18 protein-coding genes are annotated in these 16,460 nt (G+C 57.8%); 10 read left to right on the top strand and 8 right to left on the bottom strand.

Annotated features, from left to right (window positions below):
• The first annotated feature begins 34 nt into the window (after positions 1 to 34).
• Together SB725_RS04550 and rluB are read left to right on the top strand one after the other, a co-directional pair.
• A complete protein-coding gene (locus tag SB725_RS04550; protein WP_410921364.1) occupies positions 35 to 226 on the top strand; it encodes a DUF1289 domain-containing protein in 192 nt (63 codons plus the stop codon).
• A 157-nt stretch (positions 227 to 383) separates the two neighbouring features.
• On the top strand, positions 384 to 1,670 hold the full coding sequence (rluB, locus tag SB725_RS04545) for a 23S rRNA pseudouridine(2605) synthase RluB (RefSeq protein WP_027922309.1): 1,287 nt from the start codon (positions 384 to 386) through the stop codon (positions 1,668 to 1,670).
• A gap of 152 nt (positions 1,671 to 1,822) precedes the next feature.
• Here rluB and SB725_RS04540 read toward each other — a convergent pair whose 3' ends face one another.
• Both SB725_RS04540 and SB725_RS04535 read right to left on the bottom strand, forming a co-directional pair.
• Positions 1,823 to 2,788, bottom strand: coding sequence for a hypothetical protein (locus tag SB725_RS04540; protein WP_027922310.1), 966 nt, complete (start codon positions 2,786 to 2,788; stop codon positions 1,823 to 1,825).
• A 69-nt stretch (positions 2,789 to 2,857) separates the two neighbouring features.
• Positions 2,858 to 2,995 (bottom strand): hypothetical protein, encoded by a 138-nt coding sequence (locus SB725_RS04535; RefSeq protein ID WP_027922311.1) that lies wholly within the window; start codon positions 2,993 to 2,995, stop codon positions 2,858 to 2,860.
• Positions 2,996 to 3,805: 810 nt separating this feature from the next.
• On the opposite strand from SB725_RS04535, the gene SB725_RS04530 reads away from it, so the two are divergent.
• Complete coding sequence (locus tag SB725_RS04530) at positions 3,806 to 5,218, top strand: amino acid permease (RefSeq protein ID WP_027922312.1); 1,413 nt, start codon at positions 3,806 to 3,808, stop codon at positions 5,216 to 5,218.
• 127 nt (positions 5,219 to 5,345) lie between these two features.
• Complete coding sequence (gene arfB / locus SB725_RS04525; RefSeq protein ID WP_017337147.1) at positions 5,346 to 5,759, top strand: alternative ribosome rescue aminoacyl-tRNA hydrolase ArfB; 414 nt, start codon at positions 5,346 to 5,348, stop codon at positions 5,757 to 5,759.
• Here arfB and SB725_RS04520 read toward each other — a convergent pair.
• The 6 genes from SB725_RS04520 to phhA form a co-directional block, all read right to left on the bottom strand.
• Positions 5,756 to 6,952: an MFS transporter gene (locus SB725_RS04520; RefSeq protein WP_059181394.1), complete on the bottom strand. Its 1,197-nt coding sequence runs from the start codon at positions 6,950 to 6,952 to the stop codon at positions 5,756 to 5,758. The two genes, arfB and SB725_RS04520, sit on opposite strands and share 4 nt — an antisense overlap.
• A 103-nt stretch (positions 6,953 to 7,055) precedes the next feature.
• Positions 7,056 to 7,238 (bottom strand): hypothetical protein, encoded by a 183-nt coding sequence (locus SB725_RS04515; protein ID WP_027922314.1) that lies wholly within the window; start codon positions 7,236 to 7,238, stop codon positions 7,056 to 7,058.
• Positions 7,239 to 7,315: 77 nt separating this feature from the next.
• The gene (locus tag SB725_RS04510; protein WP_010461912.1) at positions 7,316 to 7,447 is read right to left on the bottom strand and encodes a hypothetical protein; all 132 of its coding nucleotides are present in this window, start codon (positions 7,445 to 7,447) and stop codon (positions 7,316 to 7,318) included.
• A 279-nt stretch (positions 7,448 to 7,726) separates the two neighbouring features.
• A complete protein-coding gene (locus SB725_RS04505) occupies positions 7,727 to 8,920 on the bottom strand; it encodes an amino acid aminotransferase (RefSeq protein WP_027922315.1) in 1,194 nt (397 codons plus the stop codon).
• Entirely contained in the window at positions 8,920 to 9,276 is a 357-nt protein-coding gene (locus SB725_RS04500) for a 4a-hydroxytetrahydrobiopterin dehydratase (RefSeq protein ID WP_027922316.1), read from the bottom strand. Before SB725_RS04500 ends, SB725_RS04505 begins: the two co-directional genes overlap by 1 nt.
• 104 nt (positions 9,277 to 9,380) lie before the next feature.
• Complete coding sequence (phhA, locus tag SB725_RS04495; protein WP_027922317.1) at positions 9,381 to 10,166, bottom strand: phenylalanine 4-monooxygenase; 786 nt, start codon at positions 10,164 to 10,166, stop codon at positions 9,381 to 9,383.
• Between the two features lie 278 nt (positions 10,167 to 10,444).
• On the opposite strand from phhA, the gene SB725_RS04490 reads away from it, so the two are divergent.
• From SB725_RS04490 to SB725_RS04465, 6 genes are all read left to right on the top strand, one after another.
• On the top strand, positions 10,445 to 11,998 hold the full coding sequence (locus SB725_RS04490; RefSeq protein ID WP_027922318.1) for a sigma-54-dependent phenylalanine hydroxylase transcriptional regulator PhhR: 1,554 nt from the start codon (positions 10,445 to 10,447) through the stop codon (positions 11,996 to 11,998).
• Between the two features lie 175 nt (positions 11,999 to 12,173).
• Entirely contained in the window at positions 12,174 to 12,341 is a 168-nt protein-coding gene (locus tag SB725_RS04485) for a periplasmic nitrate reductase, NapE protein (protein WP_027922319.1), read from the top strand.
• A gap of 39 nt (positions 12,342 to 12,380) precedes the next feature.
• On the top strand, positions 12,381 to 12,647 hold the full coding sequence (locus tag SB725_RS04480; protein ID WP_027922320.1) for a chaperone NapD: 267 nt from the start codon (positions 12,381 to 12,383) through the stop codon (positions 12,645 to 12,647).
• Positions 12,638 to 15,142, top strand: coding sequence for a nitrate reductase catalytic subunit NapA (gene napA / locus SB725_RS04475; RefSeq protein WP_194939837.1), 2,505 nt, complete (start codon positions 12,638 to 12,640; stop codon positions 15,140 to 15,142). Before SB725_RS04480 ends, napA begins: the two co-directional genes overlap by 10 nt.
• An 11-nt stretch (positions 15,143 to 15,153) precedes the next feature.
• Positions 15,154 to 15,645 carry a nitrate reductase cytochrome c-type subunit gene (locus SB725_RS04470; RefSeq protein ID WP_027922322.1) on the top strand — a complete coding sequence of 164 codons (492 nt, stop codon included), beginning with the start codon at positions 15,154 to 15,156 and terminating at the stop codon, positions 15,643 to 15,645.
• Between the two features lie 9 nt (positions 15,646 to 15,654).
• Positions 15,655 to 16,251: a cytochrome c3 family protein gene (locus SB725_RS04465; protein WP_027922323.1), complete on the top strand. Its 597-nt coding sequence runs from the start codon at positions 15,655 to 15,657 to the stop codon at positions 16,249 to 16,251.
• Positions 16,252 to 16,460: the final 209 nt, after the last annotated feature.

The following is a 16,460-nucleotide window of genomic DNA, read 5'->3' as shown; positions in this document are numbered from 1 at the left end:
CCACAGGGGTTTCGTGTGTATAGAGACATTTGCGATGAGCTCAACCAAAGACCCCTGCATCAACCTCTGCAAATTCACCGACGACATCTGCCTCGGCTGCGGCCGCAGCAAGCGTGAAATCAGGGCCTGGAAGAAACTCGACAAGCTCGACAAACACACCGTTCTCGCTGAAGCATCGCTCAGGTTGTTCAAACTCGGCGCCACCGGTCGGCGGAAAAACAAGTAAGTCCGCGTTCATCAGCTAGTCTCTGATGCGCAAATGCCCACATGAGCGTATGATTCGCGACCCTTCGGCGATCCCTTCGCCCAAGTGAACAGATTTACATCGCTTCAGGACCCTCACTTCAGAGCTTCCTGAACAGACCACACCGGGAGGTGCCCAGATGAGTATCAACGACCAGAAAGACGACCAGGAAATCGGCCCAGCAGGCGAAAAACTGCAGAAAGTCCTCGCCCGTATCGGCGTCGGCTCGCGCCGTGACGTAGAAGCCTGGATCAGCCACGGCCGCATCAAGGTCAATGGCAAAGACGCCACGCTCGGTCAGCGTGTCGACATGCATGACGCCATCACCATCGATGGCCGCGTGATCAAGCGCGAAGAAGCCGCCGAGTCGGTACGCCGCGTGATCATGTACAACAAGCCCGACGGTGAAATCTGCACCCGCCTCGACCCGGAAGGCCGTCCGACCGTATTCGACAAGATGCCAAAACCGAAAGAAGGTCGCTGGATCAACATCGGCCGTCTGGACATCAACACCACCGGTCTGCTGATGTTCACCACCGACGGTGAGCTGGCTAACCGCCTGATGCACCCTTCCTACGAAATGGACCGTGAATACGCGGTACGTGTACGTGGCGAAGTCGATGACGAGATGATTGAGCGTCTGAAAGCAGGCGTCGTCCTTGAAGACGGCCCGGCCAAGTTCACCGACATCAAGCAGGCGCCAGGCGGCGAAGGTTTCAACCACTGGTACCACTGCGTGGTGATGGAAGGTCGCAACCGTGAAGTTCGTCGTCTGTGGGAATCCCAGGGCCTGGTGGTCAGCCGTCTGAAGCGCGTGCGCTTCGGTCCGGTGTTCCTCAACTCCGACCTGCCGATGGGCCGCTGGCGCGAAATGAGCCAGTACGAAGTCGACATTCTGAGTGCTGAAGTCGGCCTGACGCCGGTTGCAATGCCGCAGATGAACGCGAAGAGCAAAGACAAGCTCGACCGTATGCAGCGTAAATCGTCGCGTCCGATGGGCAAGACCGAGCGCGTGCGCACCCTGCGTCCAGCGGCCGGTGCACAGCCAACGGTTGCTCCGCGTGATTCCCGTGAGCCGCATTTCGAAGGTGAACGTCCAGCCCGCAAGCCAGCAGCCCCTCGTGCTGATGGCGAGCGCGGTCCACGCACGCCACGTCCGGCCAACGGTCGCACCGAGCGCGGCGAAGGCCGTGGTGCGCCAAGCGGCGGTCGCAGTGATCGCGGTGCTCCGGCAGGTCGCGGTGAGTCGGGTCGCGGTACGCCAGTGGCGGACCGTCCTGCTGATACCAAGCGCCCGGCCAAGCCAGCGCCGAAGAAGCGCCCAGGCATCGTCCTGGTCGACAAGGACGCGCCATCGGGCAAGCGTCGCGGTGCGCCAGCCGGTTCGGGCCAGCGTCCGGGCTTTGGTCGTCGCAAGCCTGAGTAATCGGTAAGCACCCTATAAAAAACGCCATCCCTCGGGATGGCGTTTTTTTTTGCCTGACTGATCGGAATGCCTCAATGGACGCTCTGCGTCCGCTTCGAAAGGACGCGGGGCGTTCCCGGCTGCATACCCACGCGGAGCGTGGGAACGATCATTTAGAACACAAACCGCCCATCAAACACCGGCTCATCATCCAACGCCAACACGCCACCGGAGAAGATCAAATCCAGATGATGGCTGCCCTTGGCGCCACCGCCCAACCCAAGGTGCAGCCCGCAATGGCGCTCCTCGAACCCGGCATTGCGCGCATACAAGGCTTTCACCCCCTCATTGGTGCCAATCCCCAGTTCTTCAATCCTGCGATTCGACGGATTGGCCTCCAGGTATTGATTGAAGTCATGTTCCAGCCCCGGAACATCGGTGGCGATTTTATGGATGGTCGAGTTCTCGATCCATAACTCCAGCGGTGATTCCAATACGCCATATTTGCGCGCAAACGGAATTGTACTGAGAAAAGTCCCCATGAACTTCACACGCCCATTAATCGCTTCGCTGTGCGTGGCGATTTCACCGGGTGCCAGATCAAAGTTGCCGACACCGTTGATGTCAGTCCACTTTTTAATGCTGTTCAGCGGAGCGTCAAACCAGGAACCGTGTTCATCTTTGAAACTTAACGTCTTGGCCTGGGACAGGCGCTGGATCAAGTGGCTGTTCAGCCCGGCAATGCGTTGCGGGGTGACACTGAAGGTGTCGTAGAAGTAGTCACCGTAATCCTTGAACAGCAGCGACTTCTTCCAGTTCTCGGCCATCACCCCTTGCAGTGCGCGGACAAATTCCGGGCCTTCGGGGCGTGGGTTGGGCAGCGTGGAAGAGTCGTAGAAGAAAATGTACAGATCGCTGTCGGCAATGGCCTGGGCCAGCAAAGCCGTGGGTTCCAGATCAAGGCGTAGCGTGTTGAAACGGAAGGGTTGGCGGCCACCGGCGTGTTCGGCAATGGCGCCGGTCAGCGCCTCGTAATCGGCGGTGTGGCCAAGCAAGACCTTCGCCGGGTTGATGCCGGCAAGGGCTGGGTGTTGTTCGAGGTAGTAAAGAAAATGGGTAATGGCGCGATGCTTGTCCATGGTGTCCTCCGTGACGAACCGGGAAAAAGTGGCAGGCACAACCGGCCGGATTACGCCTGCCGGGAGGTCTTACAGAGGCCACATCGCCGTGCCGAACGGAACGACCGCGTCGGCTTGCATCATTTCTACGGCGGCTTCATGGGTCGGTGCTTCAAACCATTCGTCCAGTTGAAGTTCAGTTTCCAAGTCGTTGTCCAGTGCTTGCATGGTGAAACTCCTTAATGACTTTTGAGTAGAAACAACTTGCCGGTCGATGCGGCTCGGCAAGTCGCTGCAAACCTAGTTGAGGGATTTTTAGAATGCAAAAAAATAATCAAATAAGATTTTCATTGAACTGTTTGGTTTGTTTTTTTAATCATTATTTATTAATAAAAAACAAAAACTAACTCGACTTTTTCCTTAGGAAGCTTCCTATCGTCAATTTGCAGTCGTCCTACAGATAAATCCGATTCGGAAAATAATCGTTACGCCTTGTAAAGAAATGCTGACGAAATTTCGCCTGAAACCCTGTGGGTTGACGCTTGCGGAGCGGGTGTAAGGAAAACCTGCCGAAATCAATCCGCTCGACCATCGCCCAAGGCTCTGGCCCGCTTGTTTCAGCGGCGCAGGAAGGGTCAGATGCGTCCCATGCCTGTCGTGCAGGTGCATAACAAGAAGGAGGCGCAATGTACGCCGTGATTCAAGCCCATCTCTCCCCGTGGGGCGATTTTTCAATCGTTCCCGTCGATGGCCCGCAAGGGTCTGACTCTCTATTTGCAGCCGCCCGGGACACCCGGGGCGGACACCGGCAATCCCGGCTTACAACACGCTGATCCAGCGGGTCTGGCAGCAGGGGGTTAGCGGTGTACAATGCGCCGCGTTTTACCTGTGACCTCCTGCGCAAATGCGCAAACTTCAAGGCTATCCGCCTTGTTCACTCCGCCACGCCACGAGTGTGCCGGGTTCGATTTCGTCACAGATAAAAACAAACAGGTGACGCATGAACGTTGTAACGATGCAGAACGTGAGACCCTTTTCATGAGTGGACAAAACTCGCAGTCAGGCGAGCTGAAGCGCGGCCTGAAAAATCGCCACATTCAATTGATCGCTCTCGGTGGCGCGATCGGTACCGGTTTGTTCCTCGGCTCGGCCGGGGTCCTGAAATCCGCTGGCCCGTCGATGATCCTCGGCTACGCCATCTGCGGCTTCATCGCGTTCATGATCATGCGCCAGCTCGGCGAAATGATCGTTGAAGAGCCGGTCGCCGGTTCGTTCAGCCACTTCGCGCACAAATACTGGGGCGGTTTCGCCGGCTTCCTGTCGGGCTGGAACTGCTGGATCCTGTACATCCTGGTGGGCATGTCGGAGCTGACCGCGGTCGGCAAATACATCCACTACTGGGCGCCGGACATCCCGACCTGGGTCTCGGCTGCGGGGTTCTTCGTCTTGATCAACCTGATCAACCTGGCCAACGTCAAAGTCTTTGGCGAGGCCGAGTTCTGGTTTGCGATCATCAAGGTTGTGGCCATTGTCGGCATGATTGCCCTGGGCAGCTATTTGCTGGTCAGCGGTAACGGCGGCCCGCAAGCGTCGGTCAGCAACCTGTGGTCCCACGGTGGTTTCTTCCCGAACGGTGTCAGTGGTCTGGTGATGGCCATGGCGATCATCATGTTCTCCTTCGGCGGTCTGGAAATGCTCGGTTTCACCGCTGCAGAAGCCGACAAGCCGAAAACCGTGATCCCGAAAGCCATCAACCAGGTGATCTACCGGATCCTGATTTTCTACATCGGCGCGCTGGTCATTCTGTTGTCGCTGACGCCATGGGACAGCCTGCTGGCGACCTTGAACGCGTCGGGTGATTCCTACAGCGGCAGCCCGTTCGTGCAAGTGTTCTCGATGCTCGGCAGCAACACCGCCGCGCACATCCTCAACTTCGTGGTACTGACTGCGGCGTTGTCGGTGTACAACAGCGGCACCTACTGCAACAGCCGCATGCTGTTGGGCATGGCCGAGCAGGGTGATGCGCCAAAGGCCTTGTCGAAGATCGACAAGCGTGGCGTGCCGGTGCGTTCGATCCTCGCTTCGGCGGCGGTGACGCTGATTGCCGTTCTGTTGAACTACCTGATCCCGCAAAACGCGCTGGAGCTGCTGATGTCGCTGGTGGTTGCGACCCTGGTGATCAACTGGGCGATGATCAGCTTTTCGCACTTCAAGTTCCGTCAGCACATGAACAAGACCAAGCAAACGCCGCTGTTCAAGGCGCTGTGGTACCCGTACGGGAACTACATCTGCCTGGCGTTCGTGGTGTTCATCCTGTGCGTGATGCTGCTGATTCCGGGGATCCAGATCTCGGTGTACGCGATTCCGGTGTGGGTCGTGTTCATGTGGATCTGCTACGGCATCAAGAACAAGCGCAGTGCGCAGCATGCGTTGCAGGCTTCAGTGAAGTAACGCGGTACGCAACAACAACAAACCCGGCCAAGTGCCGGGTTTTTTGTGCGTGCTATAAAACCTGTGAGAGCGTATTCCTTCTTTCCATTCGCGGTATCCTGCGCACTCTGAATACGGACGTTTTTCCATGCTGGTGATTTCCAACAACGTGCATCTGCCGGATGCCGAGATCGAGTTGACGGCCATTCGCGCGCAAGGCGCCGGCGGGCAGAACGTCAACAAGGTCTCCAGCGCCGTGCACCTGCGCTTCGACATTCCGGCCTCGTCCTTGCCCGAGTTTTACAAGGAACGGTTGCTGGCGCTGCGCGACAGCCGCATCACCAGCGAAGGGGTGTTGATCATCAAGGCCCAACAGTACCGTACGCAGGAGGCCAATCGCGCCGATGCGCTGGAGCGCTTGATCGAGCTGATCCTCAGCGCGACCAAGGTCGAAAAGAAGCGTCGCCCGACCAAGCCAACGCTGGGTTCAAAAAAACGTCGGCTCGAATCCAAGACCAAGCGCGGCAGCATCAAGGCCGGGCGCGGCAAGGTCGACTTTTAACGCGCCCGCGCTTCGCGTTGTTTAGGTGCTTGCCGGTACAAGTACACACTCAATGCCAAACCGCTCAGCGCGGCCATCGCGGCAAACAGGAAGATCGAAGCAAAACCAAACCCGGCCGCAATGGCACCGGCCAATGGCCCGGTAATCCCCAGCGACAAATCAATGAACAACGAATAAGCCCCGACCGCGGCACCACGACTGGAAGCTGGCACCAGGTTGACCGCTTCCACGCCGAGCGCCGGGAACACCAGCGAAAATCCGAAACCGCTCAGCGCCGCACCGGCCAGTGCCCAATGGGCATCAGGCGCCAGCCACAGCAGCAGCAACCCCAAAGTTTCCACCGACAGACAGGCGATCGCCACGCGAAATCCGCCGAGGCGGTTGATCAGGTTGCCGAACAGCAGGCGCGCGCCGATGAAGCTGGCGCCGAACAAGCTCAGGCACAACACCGCGTTGTCCCAGTGTTGCGTGGCGTAATACAAGGTGATGAAGGTGGCGATGGTGCCGAAGCCAATGGAACCCAGCGCCAGGCCGCAACCGTGTGGCAGCACCCGACCCAGCACATGCATGAACGGCAAACGTTCACCGACCACAATCGGCGCGGCGGTTTTTGGCCAGGCCAGTGCCAGGCCCAGCACGGCCAACAGCACGATGCTCACGCCCATGCTCCACAAGCCCAACTGATGAACCAACAGCACCCCCAGCGGCGCGCCGACGGCCAGTGCGCCGTAACTGGCGATGCCGTTCCAGGAAATCACCTTGGCAGTGTTGGCCGCGCCGACCCGGCCGATGCCCCAGCCAATCGATCCGGAGCCGACCAGGCTTTCCGCGCTGCCGAGCACCAGACGGCCAATCAACAGGCTGATCAGGCTCACGGTCGGCAGGCTCTGCGTCCAGGCCGAAATCAGCATGAACACACCGCTCAAGCCGCAGCCGGCCAGTCCGTACATCACCGCCAGTTTGCTGCCCTTGTTGTCGATGATTTTCCCGGCATAAGGCCGGCTGAGCAGGGTGGCCAGGTATTGCACGCTGATCACCAGCCCGGCGATCACCGCGCCGAAACCGAGGTCGCTGTGGACATAGCCGGGCAATACGGCCAGGGGAATGCCGATATTCAGGTAGCCGATGAAGGTAAACAGAACGATGGAAACAACTTGCAGCGTGACCGCCAGGGGGCGCTGGTTTTCAGGCATGGGTAAAGGTCCACGGGAAAGCAGGATAGATAGGCTGCTTATGATAACGGCGCGAGCGCTCGCGGGTCGTGGAAAAAGTAAAACTATTTGCCAGCGGGCTGAATCAGGGCTTGGCGGGGGCAACCAGTTGCGTTGTGACCAGGGCGGCCAAGGCGTTTTCTTGAGTACCGAAGCGGGCGAGCAGTGCGGCTTGTTTCTCGGGAGAGAGACGGTTCCAGATCTCGATCATCTTCTCGGCGGTGCCGATCAGGACGCTGGCCTGGCTCTCATTGAATTCGTCGGTCATGGTGCGTAGCTCAAGGGTTCAGGCGGTGTGGAAAGCGCATGTTAGCGCTTTCCACACGGTCTGGCATTGCAGGTGTTTCAGTCTTCGCTGTCGGCCTGGCGGCGTTCAGTGGCTTCTTTGGGCTCGGGCTGTTGGGCGCCGGCTTGTTGCGTGGTTGTCTGCTCAGTTTCGTGCAGGCTTGGGAAGGGGAGATTAGGGATCTCGTGCATGTTTCGCGCTCCTCGCAAAGTCTGTTGATAGATCTGGTAGATCCGCGCTTATACAAAGCTTGGGCAGGATACAGCACTGAAAATGACAAATAGACTTTTATATCCATTTGTTTCGACGGATGGGGTTGTCTAGACAGGTCTGGAAGAGGGAACAACACAAAACAACTGTGGGAGCGAGCGTGCTCGCGATTGCGGACTGACAGGCAACATTGATGTCGACTGTCAGGTCCTCATCGCGAGCAAGCTCGCTCCCACAGGGGACGGTGCAGGTACTTGGGGTTACTTGCAGACTTCAGCAATCGCTTCAGCCAGCAAATCCAGACGCGTTGCATCAATCCCCGCCACGTTGGCCCGGCCGGAGTTGACCATGTACACGCTGTGATGATCGCGCAGCTGTTTAACCTGCGCCGCCGTCAAACCGGTGTACGAGAACATTCCGCGCTGCACGCCAATGTGCGCAAAACGCTCGCGCAAACCATACGGTTCCAGCGCTTCAACCAGGCCACTGCGCAACTGGGCAATGCGCAAGCGCATGGCTTCCACTTCGTCGGCCCAGAGGCTTTTCAGCTCAGGGTCGCCAAGAATCGTTGCGACCACGGCGGCACCGTGATCCGGCGGGGTCGACCACAGGTTACGGGCGATGTTGGCCAGCTGGCTGCGGATGTCCACCAGCTTGTCAGCGGTTTTCGCGCAGACAATCAGTGCGCCAGTGCGGTCGCGGTACAAGCCGAAATTCTTCGAGCAGGAACTGGTGATCAGCACTTCCGGCAACGCGTCTGCGAACAGACGGGTCGACCAGGCATCCTGTTCCAGGCCATCGCCGAAGCCCTGGTAGGCGAAGTCGATCAATGGCAGCAGATCGCGACTGCGCACCACGTCCAGCACTCGGCGCCAGTCGTCATGGGACAGATCGAAACCGGTCGGGTTGTGGCAGCAGGCGTGCAGCAACACCACGTCGCCCTTCGGTGCTTCGCTCAGTACCGCGAGCATGGCGTCGACATCGAGGCGGTTGTCGCTGCCCACGTACGGGTAATGACTGACCTTGACCCCGGCCGCCGCGAAAATCGTTTCGTGGATTGGCCAGGTCGGGTTGCTCAGCCACACGCCACGGCCCGGCAGGCACTGGGCGATAAAGTCGGCGCTCAAGCGCAATGCGCCGGTGCCGCCCGGTGTCTGGGTCGCGCCGGCGCGTTGACCGGCGATCAGCGCGGAGTCCGCACCGAGCACCAGCTCACTGATGGCTTTGCCGAAGGCCGGTTCGCCGTGACCACCGATGTAGGTCTTGGTGGTCTGGCGATCCACCAGACGCTGCTCGGCCAGCTTCACCGACTGCGGAATCGGCGTCAGGCCCTGGGCATCTTTATAGACGCCCACGCCGAGGTCGAATTTGCGCGGGTTCGGGTCCTGCGCATAGGCTTCCATCAAGCCGAGAATCGGATCGCCGGGTACTCGACCTATGGCGTCGAAATGCATTATTTACGGCCCTCGGCGTCCTTGGCCACTTCGTCAGTGCGCGCGGCCATGATGAAGTCGTTGCGGTGCAAGCCCTTGATGGAGTGGCTCCACCAGGTGACGGTGACTTTGCCCCATTCGGTCAGCAGGCCCGGGTGGTGACCTTCGGCCTCGGAGATTTCACCGACGGCGTTGGTGAACGCCAGCGCGTGCTTGAAGTTTTTGAACAGGAACAGCTTTTCCAGCTGCATGACGCCGTCGCGGACTTCGATGTTCCAGTCCGGGATCTGCTTGATCAGGATCGGCAATTCCTCGTCGCTGACCTGAGGGGCGTCGGCGCGGCAGGCTTCGCAGTGGGCTTGGTTCAATGTGGACATGTTGAATTCCTGAAATCAAATAATTGGAAATCGGCCGTCAGTCACTCCACGCTAAACCAAAGCGTCGGTTCCTGACAGGCTCACTTGTTTCTAATAGCAGCGGATCACGCTGCCTTTGGCGGAAATTTCGGGGTGTGCAAGCCCAGCTGCATGCCTTGTTTGACCATGCTCATGATGTCTTCATGGGCCACATCAAACAGTCGCTTGAGGTTCGGCAAGACAAAGTACAGCGGTTGCAGGATGTCGATGCGATACGGCGTGCGCATGCATTCCAGCGGATCGAACGCCTGATGCTCAGGTTCGTTGGACAGGCAGTAAACGGTTTCTTTTGGCGAAGAAAGAATGCCGCCGCCGTAAATGCGCAGGCCTTCGGCGGTATCGACCAGGCCGAACTCGATGGTCATCCAGTACAGGCGCGCCAGGTACACGCGTTCTTCCTTGGTCGCTTGCAGGCCAAGTTTGCCGTAAGTGTGGGTGAATTCAGCGAACCAGGGGTTGGTCAGCAGAGGGCAGTGACCAAAGATCTCGTGGAAAATGTCCGGCTCTTGCAGGTAATCCAGCTCTTCGCGGGTACGAATAAACGTTGCCACGGGAAACTGCTTGTTGGCCAGCAATTCGAAAAACGTCTGGAAGGGGATCAGCGCCGGGACTCGGGCCACTTGCCAACCGGTGGTTTCACCGAGGACTTTGTTGATTTCACCGAGTTGCGGAATGCGGTCGTGGGGCAGACCGAGTTTTTCGATACCGTCCAGGTATTCCTGGCACGCACGGCCCTCGATCACTTTCAGTTGACGAGTGATCAGCGTGTTCCACACCGCATGTTCTTCAGCGGGGTAGTCGATAAAACCTTGCGCATCGGGCTCGCGAGCCACGTACTGCGTCTGCTTCATGCTGCTCTCCTGCGAGGGATTTCGTTCTTGTTATGTGCTGCTATGGACCTAGAAATACCCCAAGGCGTGCGGCGTTGCAGCAGGTGTCCGGCACTCCTTGTAGGAAAATTCGCCGTTTTTCGTAAAGTATTCGTTACGCTTTGACGGCTATGGCGCAGCTATTGAGATTTGCGGGTTTGAAATGGCGTCCAGGTGTCACATAATCTTGACGACTAACTTGGCGCCCGCGCAGAAAATTTGCGCATGGGACCTCGATTCCCCTTTCTTCGGGCCTTTATATGCGTATCAAAGTCCACTGCCAGAACCGCATCGGCATCCTGCGCGACATTCTCAACTTGCTGGTGGAGTACGGAATCAACGTCGCCCGTGGTGAGGTCGGCGGTGAGCATGGCAATGCGATCTACCTGCATTGCCCGAACCTGATCAACATTCAGTTCCAGGCCCTGCGCCCGAAATTCGAATCGATTGCCGGTGTATTCGGCGTCAAGCGGGTAGGGCTGATGCCCAGCGAGCGTCGGCACATGGAGCTCAATGCCTTGCTCGGCGCCCTGGAGTTTCCGGTGCTGTCGATCGACATGGGCGGCTCCATCGTCGCGGCTAACCGGGCGGCGGCGCAGTTGCTCGGGGTGCGGGTGGATGAGGTGCCGGGGATTCCGCTGTCGCGTTACGCCGAGGATTTTGATTTGCCGGAATTGGTGCGTGCCAACAAGTCGCGCATCAACGGGCTGCGGGTCAAGGTCAAGGGTGACGTGTTTCTGGCTGACATCGCGCCGCTGCAATCCGAGCATGACGACAGCGAAGCCATGGCCGGTGCCGTCCTGACGCTGCACCGCGCTGATCGGGTGGGGGAGCGCATCTATAACGTACGCAAGCAGGAACTGCGTGGGTTCGACAGCATCTTCCAAAGTTCGAAAGTCATGGCCGCGGTGGTGCGCGAAGCGCGGCGCATGGCACCGCTGGATGCACCGCTATTAATAGAAGGCGAAACCGGTACCGGTAAAGAATTGCTGGCCCGCGCCTGCCACCTCGCCAGCCCACGCGGGCAGTCGCCGTTGATGGCGCTCAATTGTGCCGGTTTACCGGAGTCGATGGCCGAGACCGAATTGTTCGGCTACGGCCCCGGCGCCTTCGAAGGTGCACGCGCCGAAGGCAAGCTTGGTCTGCTGGAACTGACGGCGGGCGGAACGCTGTTTCTTGATGGCGTGGGCGAAATGAGCCCGCGCTTGCAGGTGAAGTTGCTGCGCTTTTTGCAGGACGGTTGCTTCCGTCGTGTCGGCAGTGATGAAGAGGTGTATCTGGATGTGCGGGTGATCTGCGCCACCCAGGTGGATTTGTCCGAGCTGTGCGCGCGGGGTGAGTTTCGCCAGGATTTGTATCACCGCTTGAACGTGCTTTCGCTGCACATTCCGCCGCTGCGTGAATGCCTCGATGGGTTAACGCCGTTGGTGGAGCACTTCCTCGATCAGGCCAGCCGGCAGATCGGTTGCCCGCTGCCGAAGCTGGCACCGGCGGCGATGGAGCGGCTCAGTCATTACCATTGGCCGGGTAATGTCCGGCAATTGGAAAATGTGTTGTTCCAGGCGGTTTCGTTGTGCGAAGGCGGGACGGTCAAGGCCGAGCATATTCGTCTGCCGGATTACGGTGTGCGTCAGCCGCTTGGCGATTTCTCGCTGGAGGGCGGGCTTGACGAGATCGTCGGACGGTTCGAGAAAGCGGTGTTGGAGCGGCTGTATTCCGAGCATGCCAGTAGTCGGCTGTTAGGTAAGCGCCTGGGGGTCTCTCACACCACCATTGCCAATAAGTTGCGTGACTATGAAATTGGCAAGACGTGAGCAGTAACGTTATCCAGCGCCGAATCAATAAACAAGAATACTGAGTTGGAGTCAGTCATTCACTGGCGCTTCAAAATGCCACTTGAAGCGCTACCGTCATGCCGTTGATCTGAATCGTGGAATTTGCCAGGCAAGCCATCTAGGCTCATTTCAAAGTTTGGCAGGAGCGATAACCATGCCATCAACGGATGACTCTACCCAGCAAGTCCGCAAAGAAACTCGCCTGTTCTTTTTTCTGATTGTTGTCCTCTTTCCATTGCTCTCGGTGGCGATAGTGGGTGGTTACGGATTTTTTGTCTGGTTTCTGCAAATGCTGCTCGGCCCTCCTGGTTCACCTCATTGATCGCGGTCCATCTTCAGCATAAGAAGAGGAGTACAGGTCATGGCAGAAACGCTCCATATTGCCAGTCTCGTGGTACTGGCCCGTCCTGAGTTGTTCGAGGCGGTGAAAGCCAACTTGCGTTTACTCACAGGCGTTGAACTGCATCACGAAAGCCCCGTCGGCAAGCTGGTGGTTGTGCTGGAAATGGAAGAAGAAAGCGAAATTTCCAAGCGAATCACTCAGATCAACGGTTTGCCTGGAGTACTCAATGCAGCCCTCGTTTATCACGAGATTCTCGATGTGACGGGAGAAAGTACATGCCAATGACTCGGCGCGAGTTTGTCAAAGCCCAGGCGGCCGGGATTGCTGCAGCGGCGGCGGGGCTTCCGGTGTTTACGTCTGCCAGCAACCTGATCACTGAAGAAGACCGTGTCACCATGGACTGGAATAAAGCCCCTTGCCGCTTTTGCGGTACCGGGTGCAGCGTCATGGTGGCGACCAAGGACAATCGAGTGGTCGCGACTCATGGTGATGTGAAAGCCGAGGTCAATCGCGGGTTGAACTGCGTCAAGGGTTACTTCTTGTCGAAGATCATGTATGGCGTTGATCGACTGACTCAGCCGCTGTTGCGCATGACTAACGGGCACTATGACAAACAGGGCGAGTTTCAGCCGGTGTCCTGGAGCCAGGCGTTTGATGTCATGGAGTTAAAGTTTAAGGAAGCGATAAAAAACAAGGGTTCCGAGTCTGTCGCCATGTTCGGTTCCGGTCAGTGGACCATTTGGGAAGGGTACGCGGCCAACAAGTTGATGAAGGCGGGATTTCGCTCCAATAACATTGATCCTAATGCGCGTCATTGCATGGCCTCTGCGGTCATGGGGTTTATGCGTACGTTCGGTATCGATGAGCCGATGGGGTGTTATGACGATATTGAGGTTACTGACGCGTTTGTGCTGTGGGGTTCAAACATGGCGGAGATGCATCCGATTCTTTGGAGTCGGGTCGCAGATCGCCGGTTAAGCCAGCCCAGCGTCAAGGTTGCGGTGCTGTCGACTTTCGAGCATCGCAGTTTTGAGTTAGCCGACATCCCCATGGTGTTCAAGCCCCAGACGGACCTGTTTATCCTCAACTACATTGCCAACCACATCATCGAAAGTGGCTCGGTCAACAAAGACTTTGTCAGCAAATACACCCGCTTCGCCAAAGGAACGGATGACATCGGCTATGGCTTGCGTCCCGATAATCCGCTGGAGATGAAGGCCCGCAATGCCGCCAAGGCGAACACCTGGAGCGATATCGACTTTGAGCAGTACGCCGCTTTCGTAAAACCCTACACCCTTGAACGTACCGCCAAGGAAACCGGTGTGCCAGCCGAGCGCCTCAAGGCATTGGCCGAGTTGTATGCCGACCCCAAGCGCAAGGTGGTTTCATTCTGGACCATGGGTTTTAACCAGCACACGCGCGGCGTATGGGCCAATAACCTGATTTACAATATTCACCTGCTGACCGGGAAAATCAGTGAGCCGGGCAACAGCCCTTTCTCCCTGACGGGCCAACCCTCAGCCTGCGGGACGGCACGCGAAGTGGGAACATTCTCCCATCGCTTGCCTGCCGACCTGGTGGTCACCAACCCGGCACATCGCGCCAAGGCAGAGCAAATCTGGAAAGTGCCTCCGGGCACCGTCAATGAGAAGGTCGGTTTCCACGCCGTGCAGCAGAGCCGCATGCTCAAGGATGGCGTGCTCAATGTGTATTGGACGATGGCCAGCAACAACATGCAGGCCGGCCCCAACATCATGCAGGAAGTGTTGCCGGGTTGGCGCAACCCCGAGAATTTTGTGGTGGTTTCGGATGTTTACCCCACTGTCTCTGCCCAGGCGGCCGATCTGATCCTGCCCACCGCCATGTGGGTGGAGAAAGAGGGCGCCTACGGCAATGCTGAGCGCCGTACACAGTTCTGGCATCAATTGGTCTCGGCGCCGGGCGACGCCAAATCGGATCTCTGGCAGTTGGTCGAGTTTTCCAAGCGCTTCAAAACGGACGAGGTCTGGTCAGCGCAGTTGTTGTCCGCCTCACCGGAGTACAAGGGCAAGACCCTGTACGAAGTGTTGTTCAAGAACGGCCAGGTCGATCAGTTCCCGCTTGAACAGATGGAGGCGGGCTATCAAAACGATGAGGCCCGGGATTTTGGTTTTTACCTGCAAAAAGGTCTGTTCGAAGAATATGCCCAATTCGGGCGTGGTCACGGTCATGACCTCGCCCCGTTTGACCGCTACCACACCGAGCGCGGGTTGCGATGGCCCGTCGTGGAGGGCAAGGAAACACGCTGGCGTTTCCGGGAAGGGTATGACCCTTACGTTGAGAAGGGCAGTGGCGTGCAGTTTTATGGCTATCCCGACAAGAAGGCCATCATCTTCGCGCTTCCCTACGAGCCACCGGCGGAATCCCCCGACGCGGAATTTCCATTCTGGTTGAGTACCGGTCGGGTGCTTGAACATTGGCACACCGGCACGATGACTCAGCGGGTCGAGGAACTCTATAAGGCCGTCCCCGACGCGTTGGTCTACATGCATCCGGCCGATGCCAAGGCCTTGAATGCCCGTCGCGGCAGCGAAGTGAAGCTGATCAGCCGACGAGGTGAGATGCGTGCGCGCATTGAAACCCGAGGACGCAACAAACCGCCGCAAGGCTTGGTGTTTGTACCGTTCTTCGATGCCAACCGGCTCATCAACAAAGTCACGCTTGATGCGACGGACCCTATCTCCAAACAAACTGATTACAAAAAATGCGCGATCAGGATTGAGTTGATCAAGACGGCATAAGGAGAGCTCAGATGAAGCGTCGTTCGCTGTCCTTGCTTGCCGCGCTGCTGCTATGGATGCCAGCGGCATTCCCGGCAGAGCCCGGTTACCCGCTGGATGCGCCTGCGCCGGATGGTCGGCGAATCGGAGGGACGCTGACCCAGGAGTTGCCGGCGCCGCCGATTGCTGATGAAGAGAACAAGGACCTCAAGCGTGAGCGCAATTATCCCGAACAGCCACCCACTATTCCCCACAGCATTGCGGGGTATCACATCGACAAGAACAGTAATAAGTGTCTGTCCTGTCACAGCCGAGCCAACAGCGCACGTACCCAGGCGCCAATGATCAGTATCACTCACTACATGGACCGTGACGGTCAGGCGCTGGCCGCGGTTTCTCCGCGCCGGTATTTCTGCAATCAGTGTCATGTGCCACAAACAGACGTTAAGCCACTGGTGAACAACAGCTTCAAGAACATTGACCAGGTGCTGCAAGACGAAATCAACGGCCAGCAGAAACGATAAGGAGAGGCCATGAAATCCTTGCTCGCCCTGTTCAAAGACTATTGGAGGGTTTTGCGTCGGCCCAGTGTTCATTACAGCCTGGGCTTTCTGACGCTCGGCGGATTTATCGCCGGGGTGATTTTCTGGGGGGGGTTCAACACCGCGCTGGAAGCGACCAACACCGAGAAATTCTGCATTTCCTGCCATGAAATGCGCGATAACGTTTTTGTTGAGTTGCAGGACACCATTCACTACACCAATCGCTCTGGCGTACGCGCAACCTGCCCGGACTGTCACGTCCCCCATGAGTGGACGCACAAGATTGCCCGCAAGATGCAGGCGTCCAAAGAAGTGTGGGGGAAAGTGTTCGGAACGATCGATACCCGGGACAAGTTTCTCGATATGCGGCGTGAACTGGCCGAGCACGAGTGGGGGCGACTCAAGGCAAACGACTCCCGAGAGTGCCGCAATTGCCATAACTTCGAATTCATGGACTTCACCCGTCAAGGCAAGCGCGCCGCCAATATGCACTCCACGTCGCTGGCTAGCGGCCAGGCGACCTGTATCGACTGTCATAAGGGCATCGCCCATAAGTTACCCGACATGAGCGGGGTCAAAGGCTGGTAGTCGAATCAGCCCAGGCTTTCACTCCGTTGCCGCCTGGCGGCATATCCGCGCCGGTTTTTCGACTTTGACCCAATCCCCCATTCCCCTCTGAATCCCCTCAAGTCCTTTGTTTGCCGGGCCCGGCGCCGCCAGAAAAAAGTTGGTCTGCAAATTGCTTATCGCTCATCAGTACAGCGGTGGGCGGCAAACGTCCGGCATGCAGAGGAAAG

The sequence above is a fragment of the Pseudomonas sp. SIMBA_041 genome, assembly GCF_046535095.1.
Taxonomy (GTDB): domain Bacteria; phylum Pseudomonadota; class Gammaproteobacteria; order Pseudomonadales; family Pseudomonadaceae; genus Aquipseudomonas; species Aquipseudomonas mucoides.
Note: the sequence above shows the minus strand (reverse complement) of the source record. Positions and strands in the feature narration are given on the sequence as shown.